Below are 8440 nucleotides of genomic sequence, written 5' to 3'. Positions count from 1 at the left end.
CACCAGGGCAGCCGCCGGCAGCCTCCCTAACTTCCAGGCATCGCTCCGAACCTTCCCTGGTCAGACCGCTTCCCCGGTCAAACCGCTTCGCCTGCCTCTGGCCCCGCCTCGATCACCGTTGGACAACCCCCATCCCATCAGCCGCTCCCAGCCTGGTTCCCATGACCACCTGGAGGTCTGCTACAGCCAGCTGTGCGACATCGACCCCATGATCCTGCGGGTGCGTCAGTTGCGCCGTCAGGGGGACTTCCCCCGGGCCCGGTGCCTAGAACAGGAGCTGATGCCGCTCTGCTGAGAACCGTGCCTTCCGAGTCCTCGTCCACGCTGGCTGTGAGCCGAGCCTCCGGCAAGACCGGTTGGCGTGTCGTCCAGGAGGCCCTGGCCCGGGGCTACCGGGTCAAGGCCCTGCTGCGCCCTGGATCTGAGGTCCCCGAGGGGCTGCAGGGGGCCGAGCTGATCCGACTGGAGCTCGGTGATCAAGCCGCCCTGGAGCAGGCCCTGGCGGGGGTCCAGGCCCTGGTGATCGCCACCGGCGCCCGCCCATCGGTGGATCTGGCGGGCCCCTTGAAGGTGGATGCCCTGGCGATCCGTCAGCAGTGCGCCGCCTGCGCGGCGGCCGGGGTGAAGCGGGTGGTGCTCGTGAGCTCGCTCTGCAGCGGCCGCTGGTTGCACCCCCTCAACCTCTTCGGCCTGATCCTGGTCTGGAAGCGGCTGGGAGAGCGCTGGCTGGAGGCCAGTGGCCTCGACTGGACCGTGGTGCGCCCCGGTGGACTCAAGGAGACGGAGGAGAACCTCGACGCCCAGGGCATCCGCTTCAGCGGGCCTGATCAGCAGGAGAGCAACAGCATTCCCCGCCGGCTGGTGGCCCGGGTGTGCCTGGATGCCCTGGACTCGCCCGCTTCGATCGGGCGGATCATCGAGGTCACCAGCGCTGCAGGGGTGGAGCCCCTCTCCCTGGCCGAGTGGCTCGCCATTCAGCCCCAGCCGGTGTGAGCTCCCAGGCCCTGCTGGAGCGGTTGGGGCTGCAGCCGTTCCGGCCCCGGCCGCCCTGGTGGGGCCCCGACCTGCAGACCCTGCGCGACACGCTCCGGCCGGATGTGCTGCCGCAGCGAGAGAGCACCCCTATTGAATTTCCCCTTGGGCCTTCCAGCCAGGGTGAGGGCGGTTCCCTGCTCTCCTGGCTTGATCCGCCGGCTCCAGAGGCACCAGGTGGCCGGCCCAGGGCGCTGGTGCTGCTGTTGCACGGCCTGGGCGGCTCCAGTCAGGCCGAGGGGGTGCGGCGGCTGGGCTGGTGCCTGAACCGGGCCGGCTTCGCGGTGCTGCGCCTGAACATGCGTGGCGCCGGTGAAGGGCGGGCCCTGGCCAGCGGCACTTATGCCGCCCGTTGCAGCTCGGATCTGGCGCCGGCCCTGGGGCGGGCCCGGGAGCTGGCGGCTGATGGCCCCCTGCTGGCGGTGGGGCTGTCTCTGGGGGGCACGGTGTTGCTCAATGCCGTGCTGGATGGGGTGGCACAGCTGGAGGGTCTGGCGCTGGTGAGCAGCCCCCTCGATCTGGCCCACTGCTCCGCCACCATCTCCAGCCCGCGCAACCGCCTCTATGAGCGATGGCTGCTGGAGCGCCTGCGTCAGCAGACCCTCAACGACGGTCTCAGGCCTGATGAGGAGCTGGTTGAACGCCTGCGGCGGTTGAACAGCATCCGCGGCTTCGATGCCCTGATCACGGCACCGCGCTGGGGCTACGCCAGTGTCGACGCCTATTACCGCCAGGCCAGCCCCCTGCCGCGGCTGCTGCAGCCGGAGCCCGGACACCCCCCGCTGCCGCCCACTCTGGTCGTGCAGGCCCTCGATGATCCCTGGGTTCCAGCCGCTGGCGCCCAGGCCCTGGGACCGCCCATGGAGGTGGTGCTCAGCCCCGGCGGCGGGCACAACGGCTTCCACGCCCCCGGGGGGTGCTGGTCGGATCAGCTGGTGCTGCGCTGGCTGGGCGAGCGGCTCAGCGCCGCAGGCTGAGGCGCCGCACGATCCACTCCTCGATGGGCCGGCCGCCGATCAGGTGCTCCTCCACGATCCGCTCGATCCGCTCGGGGCTGACCCCGCCGTAGGCGATTCCCTCCGGCCAGATCAGCAGGATCGGTCCACCGGCGCAGATGCGCAGGCAGTCGGCCTTGGTGCGCAGCACCACCCCCTCAGGTCGATCGGGCTGCTCCAGGCCGCGCTCCTTGACCAGCTGCTTGAGCCGGCTCCAGCTGGCGGCCCCAATCTGCGGGTCGCCGCAGAGGGCCTTGGTGGGGGTGGCGCAGAGCAGCAGGTGGTGCTGAACCTTCACGGCAGGATCTTCATGCCGTGAGCAGAGCAGGCGAGGCGGTGGCGGCCAGCTCGCTGGTGGCCAGGCGGGCCCAGGCGTCGATGGCCAGCACGTCATCGAGGCTGGGGTCCTGGCGCAGGTCGGCGCTGTGGCGCTCGCAGACCGCCTCGATCAGGCGGGGAATGTCGAGGAAGGCGATCCTTTCTTCGAGGAACAGGGCCACGGCCTGTTCGTTGGCGGCGTTGAGCACCGCGGGCATGGTGCCGCCTGCGCGGCCGGCGGCGTAGGCCAGACCCATGCAGGGGTATTTCTGCTCGTCGGGGGCGCGGAAGGTGAGCTGGCCCACCTCGGTGAGATCCAGGCGCCGCCAGGGGGTCTCGAGCCGCTCGGGCCAGCTGAGGCAGTAGAGCAGCGGCAGGCGCATGTCGGGCCAGCCCAGCTGGGCGAGCACCGAGCTGTCGGCCAGCTCCACCATCGAGTGGATGATGCTCTGGGGGTGGATGACGATCTCGATGTGGTCGTAGTCGAGCCCGAAGAGGTAATGGGCTTCGATCACCTCCAGGCCCTTGTTCATCAAGGTGGCGGAATCCACCGTGATCTTGCGGCCCATGCTCCAGTTGGGATGGCTGGTGGCATCGGCCACGGTGGCCTTGGCCAGATCAGCGGCGGGCCAGTCGCGGAAGGCGCCGCCGGAGGCGGTGAGCTGGATGCGCCGCAGCCCTGGGGTGGGAACGCCGGTAGAGAGACGGGCGGTGTCGGCCCAGGGGGTGCCCTGCAGGCACTGGAACAGGGCGGAGTGCTCGGAGTCGGCGGGCAGCAAGCGGCTGCCGCTGGCCTTCAGGGCCGGCAGCACCACGGGCCCGGCGGCGATCAGGGTTTCCTTGTTGGCCAGGGCCAGATCCTTGCCGGCCTCGATGGCCGCGAGGGTGGGCAGCAGGCCGGCGCAGCCGACGATGCCCGTCACCACCAACTCGGCGCTGGACCAGGCGGCGGCGGCGCAGAGCCCTTCGCTTCCCCCCACCAGCTCAGGCTGGCGTGCCGGCTGCTGGGAGGGCTCCAGCGCCTCCAAGCGGCGGCGCAGCTCGGGCAGGGCCTGGGCGTCGGCAAGGGCCACCACTTCGGGGGCATGGCGCCGGATCTGATCGATCAGCAGATCGAGATTGCGGCCCGCCGTGAGCGCCACCACCCGGAAGCGCTCGGGGAACTCCTCCACGATCGCCAGGGTCTGGGTGCCGATCGACCCTGTGGAGCCGAGCACGCTGATCGCTTTCACCAGGCCATCCCTGCGACGGGCGCCAGTCTCCCACCGATCCCAGCGGTTCGTGCACACTGGCTGAGCTGGTGCTCTTCACCCCTGGCGGCCGCGATGCTCTGGCTCAAGCGTTGGAACTTCATCGAGCGGGCTCGGCTGGAGCGTGAACTCTGGGATGCGTTCGAGGCGGGTGACGACATCGAGGCGATGGTGGAGCAGCTGCGCGCCTCGCTGGCTGGGGCCTCCGCCGCCACCCCATCGGTTGGCGATGACGGCTTCAGGTTGGAGGTGTGGGAGACCACGAGGGTGCGCATCCGCCGGATCGAAACGCTGATGCGCGACCAGGCTCCGTCGGCTCCCCCGCCGGCAGATGAACAGCGCTGAAGTCAGCGCCGGATCCACTCGGTGGTGCCATCGGGGCGATCGATCAACTCGATGCCTTCGGAGCGCAGTCGGTCGCGGATGGCATCGGCTTCGGGGTAGCGCTTCTGCTGGCGGGCAGCCAGGCGCTCGCTGATCAGGGCCTGAATCTGGCCAGGATCCGGCCCGTCGCCCGCGCCAGGTTGGGCCCCGGAGCCGGCCTCCTGCTTGAGGCCCAGAACGCCGCAGAGCTCCTGCAGCAACTGCCAGCGCCCCTGCAGGCCTCGGTCCTCGTCGCTGGGCGCCGATCCCCGCTCCAGCCGCCGGGCCAGGGCCCGCAGGGGGCGGCCCAGCTCGAACAGCACCGCCAGGGCCGCCGAGGTGTTGAGGTCATCGTCCATGGCCGCGATGAAGGTGCCGCGGGCGCTCTGCAGGGCGGCATCCAGCTCGGGGGCTTCGGGGTCGGTGTCGGTGTCGTTCCAGGCGAGGGCCTCACGCAGGCTGGGCTTCTGTCCCAGCGCGAGGGCCTCGTTGAGGCCGTGCCAGCCGGCGGCGGCGGCTTCGAGGGCTTCTGCTGTGAAATCCAGGGGCTTGCGGTAGTGGGCCTGGAGCACGAAGAAGCGCAGCGTCATGGCCGACACGCCGCTGGCGAGCAGGGAACGGATCGTGGTGAAGTTACCGAGGGATTTCGACATCTTCTCCCCATCCACATTCACCATGCCGTTGTGCAGCCAGTAATGGGCCAGGGGTTCACCGTTGGCCGCTTCAGACTGGGCAATTTCATTCTCATGGTGGGGGAAGATCAGGTCTGATCCGCCCAGGTGAATGTCGATGGTGGTGCCCAGTTCCTGACGCACCATCGCCGAGCATTCGATGTGCCAGCCCGGCCGACCGGGACCCCAGGGTGAGGGGAAGCTCGGCTCTCCTGGTTTGACCCCTTTCCAGAGGGCAAAATCGAAGGGATGCCGCTTGCGGGTTTCCTCCTCGCTGTTGAGCCGGCCGCTGGCCCCCTCCTGCTGCTCGCTGAGGCTGCGGCCACTCAATTTGCCGTAATCAGGCTGGCCCAGCACAGCAAAATAGACATCGCCATCGGCGGAATAGGCGGCGCCTGAGGCCTCCAGTTCGCCGATCATGGCGCGAATGCCCTCGAGGCATTGGGTGGCGCGCGGAACCTTGTCGGGCGGGAGAATGTTGAGGGCGGCCATGTCATCACGGAAGGCCGTGATGTTGCGTTCACTCACCACTTCCATCGACGTGTCCTCGTCGGCGGCTCGCCTGAGGATCTTGTCGTCGATGTCGGTGATGTTCTGAACGAAGGTGACCCGATAGCCACTCCAGATCAGGTAGCGGCGCAGCACATCCCAGACGATGTAACTGCGGGCATGGCCCAGGTGGCAGAGGTCGTAGACCGTGACCCCGCAGCAATAGATCGAAACCTCACCCGGAACCAGAGGCTGAAACGCCTCGGTGCGCCGGGTGAGGGTGTTGGTGAGCCGCAGGGTCAAGGTGGGCCGGCGCAGGGTGAGGGCACCGTAAGGGGTCAGGGAAAAGCCCTACCCTCAGCCGATCACCAGAGACCGCGGACGGGAACTTCCTCGAACACGGGTGCGGGGCGTGCCACCTGGTAGGTGCAGGAGGGGTCGGAGACCCTGAATCCCTGGGCCACGAGGGGATCCTTGATCACGCTGGCCTGGGTGATCGTGGCCGTGACGGCGCTGAGGGTGCGGGGCTTCAGGCAGGTGGGCAGGTGGGCAGGTCGGCAAGATCGGCGGCGAAGGCTGGGGTTGCCAGGGTGCCGAATGCCAGTGCACCGGTGGTGAGAAACCTGACCATGGTGGAGGAGCGTGAAGGACTTTGTGAATTGTAATCGGGATGGCCGGAGTTGAGCCTTAATTAAGAAGTGATTGGCACACCATCGAAGGCTTCAGCAGGACACGGGGTTGCTGCCGCCACCGCCACCGCCATCGCCGCTGAAGCAGCCTGCCGCCGCACAGATGCCGACGCCCAGACCGAGGCCCACAGGGATCACCCACCAGGGGAAGTTGTTGGTGGCTGAGGGGGGCGCGATGAATCCGCAGGGGCTGGTTTTCCTGGCCATGCTGGTGGCTGCCTTGGCCAGCTGGAAGCAGCAGGGCGTCAGACGTTGGGGCAGAGCAGCGGGCCCATCGGGCAACAGGGCACAGAGTGTCTCACCGTCGCGCAGTTCGCGGTCATGTTTGATCGTGAGTGAGACGATCCTCGGAAATCGTGACGTTGGGAGAATTCAGGGGGATGGACTCCACTTCCTCGCCGTTGGCACCATCACCGGCATTGGCGCTGCGCCGGCGGATGGAAATGTTGCCGGTGAGATCGAGGGGCAGGGGACTGGCGTAGCGGATCTCGAAGTCCTCGTCGCCGGAGAGGAGATAGGTGACATCCCTCGACTCCTGATCGCTCAGCTCGGCCTGGCTGAGCAGCTGGCTGTCACTGGCCAGGGATGGAGGCGCCGCTGTGGTGGGCGTGCGCTGAAGCCCGGGAATGGCAGTGACCCCATCGCCGTTCACCCGCACCAGATTGACGGAGGCGCCGGGAAAGGCCCGAACAGGCAGGGTGCTGACCGTGAAAGCGGAGAGAACAGCCAGAGACAAAGCTGAGCGCATGCACGCCATCCCAATGCAAAAAAAATCTCTCGGCCATTCTGTGGGCTCCCGCAGGTTCAGGCGGTGATGATCAAGACACACTTTCAGAAAAACCCCTGAGCTGAGCCTGAAGGGCTCGACTCAGGGGTCCATGGGCATCAGCCCTGGGGAAGGATCAGCGGGACACGGGATTGTCGCCACCGCCACCGCCACCACCGCCGCCACTGTCAAAGCAGCCTGCGATGGCACAGATGCCGACGCCAAGACCAAGCACCACGGGAATGATCCACAAGGGGAATGGACTACCGGCGGGCTCCGTTTGGCTTTCACCCGAGGCCTGGCTGATCAGTTCGGCCGTTCCCGGCGCCGAGGGGGGCACCTGGACTGCAGGGGGCTGAAGACCTGGCAGGGCGGTGACGCCATCACCGTTGACGCGCACCAGATTGACACTGGCTCCGGGAAAGGCCCGAACGGGCAGAGCGCTGACGGAGAATGCCGTGGCCGTGGCCAGAGCCAGAGGAACGGTGAAACGCATGCGGAGGTGGTTCCAAAAAACCGAATGGAACTGAATGTAGGGGCAACGGAGAAGGTCGGCAGAATCTGGTCATAAACCAGATTTGAAACTGTCTACAGCTGGTAGCTGCGGGTGATTCTGTCGATTCTGCGTTTTCGTGATCAGAACGACATCGTCAGCCGGCCGTAGTAGCGAGGTTCACAGGGGTTGGTGGTGCAGAGTCCATTCAGGTAGCTGGGGGTGTTGCCGAGGAAGTCCGTGGCGTAAAGGGAAAAGGTGAGCGGGATGTCCTTGATCGGACGCACTGAGACACCGGCGCCGATGCCGTAGCCGAACCACTCGTAGCCGATCGAGACCTGGCTGCCGAGATGAAGGCTGAGGGCGCCGATCGGTCCCCAGAAGCAGTCGGTGCCCTGGGGGTAGTTGAGGCTGCTGACGTTGTTGCCGCTCAGGCAGTCGGTGGATCCCAGGGTGCCGTTGCCGGCGTAGCCGTAGAAGTCGGAGCCGATGCCTGCGGTGGCCACGAACAGGATCGGATTCTCACCGCGGCTGAGGGGTATGGCCTGGGAGAGCACCAGGTAGAAGTTCCGGCCCAGGTCGGTGGTGTCGTCGAGCTGGATGATGTGCTCACCACCGAAGGCCAGCCCCGTGGTGGGGGTGAGGTTGATGGCTGTGCGGAAGCCGATGCTCTGGGCGGCGAACTGGCCGGTGCCGCGGTTGCGGCTGGTGAGGCTCTGAATGGCGAACTGGAAGCCGAGGCTGGCGTCTTCCCCCTTGAAGGGAGTGATGTCGAGGTAGGCCTCGGAGTCGGCGCAGTCGATCCAGTTACCGCCATCCGGCACCCGGCAGGAGCGGGTGCGGCTGGTGCCGGTGAGGGTGGTGGAGACGGTGAATTCCTTGTCCTGGGCGAAGCCGTTGGGAACGTTCAGGCCCGTGTCGGGGTAGGGGTCGCCGTTGACGGTGATGCCCCGAGCGAGTCCACGCACCTTGGGCCAGATCGGAGGGGGCTGCTCGGGAAGGTAGGGGGGTTCGGGCCTGGCATCACCGCTGGCCAGAAGCGCGGAGGCATCGAGCACTTGATCCTCAGGCACCAGATACCAGCGCAGGGTGGTTTCCCGGGCCAGCATCTGTCCGAACACCCCGGCTCCTTGACTGACCGGTGCAGCCGGGGGGGTGAAGGCCAGGTTGCCGTCATTGAAGGGAACCAGTTCCCAGGTGAGGCTGCTCTTGGGGCTGGCCGCGATGGCTGCTGTTGCGGCGCTGGGCAGGGGCGGTGGCGGGTGTAGCGGGGGCGGGTTGGGGGGGACTGCTTCCCCGGGGATGGGCCTTGGCCGGGGAGCAGGGGGGGGGTCCCCCGGCCGGGGCCGGAGGGGCGGCGCCGGGGGGGGGGGG

General features: G+C 67.6%; 10 protein-coding genes and 1 pseudogene. 4 read left to right on the top strand and 7 right to left on the bottom strand.

Going from position 1 to position 8440, the window contains the following annotated elements; all coding sequences use genetic code 11:
* The 3 genes from KBY78_RS13685 to KBY78_RS13675 all read left to right on the top strand — a co-directional run.
* Positions 1-295, top strand: a 295-nt coding sequence (locus KBY78_RS13685; protein ID WP_255144048.1) for a hypothetical protein, incomplete at its 5' end; no start/stop codon positions are given.
* Between the two features lie 35 nt (positions 296-330).
* Complete coding sequence (locus KBY78_RS13680; RefSeq protein WP_255144047.1) at positions 331-993, top strand: SDR family oxidoreductase; 663 nt, start codon at positions 331-333, stop codon at positions 991-993.
* The gene (locus KBY78_RS13675; RefSeq protein ID WP_255144046.1) at positions 990-2009 is read left to right on the top strand and encodes an alpha/beta fold hydrolase; all 1020 of its coding nucleotides are present in this window, start codon (positions 990-992) and stop codon (positions 2007-2009) included. Before KBY78_RS13680 ends, KBY78_RS13675 begins: the two co-directional genes overlap by 4 nt.
* Here the strand turns inward: KBY78_RS13675 and KBY78_RS13670 are convergent.
* On the bottom strand, positions 1993-2325 hold the full coding sequence (locus KBY78_RS13670; RefSeq protein ID WP_255144044.1) for a ferredoxin: 333 nt from the start codon (positions 2323-2325) through the stop codon (positions 1993-1995). The genes KBY78_RS13675 and KBY78_RS13670 overlap by 17 nt on opposite strands.
* Before the next feature lie 10 nt (positions 2326-2335).
* Positions 2336-3577 carry a 1-deoxy-D-xylulose-5-phosphate reductoisomerase gene (locus tag KBY78_RS13665; protein WP_255144043.1) on the bottom strand — a complete coding sequence of 414 codons (1242 nt, stop codon included), beginning with the start codon at positions 3575-3577 and terminating at the stop codon, positions 2336-2338.
* Between the two features lie 93 nt (positions 3578-3670).
* On the opposite strand from KBY78_RS13665, the gene KBY78_RS13660 reads away from it, so the two are divergent.
* Positions 3671-3940, top strand: coding sequence for a hypothetical protein (locus KBY78_RS13660; RefSeq protein ID WP_255144042.1), 270 nt, complete (start codon positions 3671-3673; stop codon positions 3938-3940).
* A gap of 2 nt (positions 3941-3942) precedes the next feature.
* Here KBY78_RS13660 and cysS read toward each other — a convergent pair whose 3' ends face one another.
* The 5 genes and pseudogenes from cysS to KBY78_RS13635 all read right to left on the bottom strand — a co-directional run.
* The gene (cysS, locus tag KBY78_RS13655) at positions 3943-5421 is read right to left on the bottom strand and encodes a cysteine--tRNA ligase (protein WP_255144041.1); all 1479 of its coding nucleotides are present in this window, start codon (positions 5419-5421) and stop codon (positions 3943-3945) included.
* A gap of 419 nt (positions 5422-5840) precedes the next feature.
* Complete coding sequence (locus KBY78_RS13650; RefSeq protein ID WP_255144040.1) at positions 5841-6089, bottom strand: hypothetical protein; 249 nt, start codon at positions 6087-6089, stop codon at positions 5841-5843.
* 37 nt (positions 6090-6126) lie between these two features.
* Positions 6127-6543 carry a hypothetical protein gene (locus KBY78_RS13645; RefSeq protein ID WP_255144039.1) on the bottom strand — a complete coding sequence of 139 codons (417 nt, stop codon included), beginning with the start codon at positions 6541-6543 and terminating at the stop codon, positions 6127-6129.
* Between the two features lie 166 nt (positions 6544-6709).
* Positions 6710-7069 carry a hypothetical protein gene (locus KBY78_RS13640; RefSeq protein ID WP_255144038.1) on the bottom strand — a complete coding sequence of 120 codons (360 nt, stop codon included), beginning with the start codon at positions 7067-7069 and terminating at the stop codon, positions 6710-6712.
* Between the two features lie 140 nt (positions 7070-7209).
* Positions 7210-8440, bottom strand: a pseudogene (locus KBY78_RS13635) (hypothetical protein); the annotation flags it as partial.

Origin of the sequence: Synechococcus sp. EJ6-Ellesmere (assembly GCF_024345875.1) — a bacterium.
Taxonomy (GTDB): domain Bacteria; phylum Cyanobacteriota; class Cyanobacteriia; order PCC-6307; family Cyanobiaceae; genus Regnicoccus_A; species Regnicoccus_A antarcticus.
This window is presented reverse-complemented; position numbering and strand designations above follow the sequence as displayed.

Coding starts and splice junctions, on each gene's coding strand:
- KBY78_RS13660 (WP_255144042.1), top strand. CDS start 3,671: ATGCTCTGGCTCAAGCGTTGGAACTTCATCGAGCGGGCTCGGCTGGAG.
- KBY78_RS13640 (WP_255144038.1), bottom strand. CDS start 7,069: ATGCGTTTCACCGTTCCTCTGGCTCTGGCCACGGCCACGGCATTCTCC.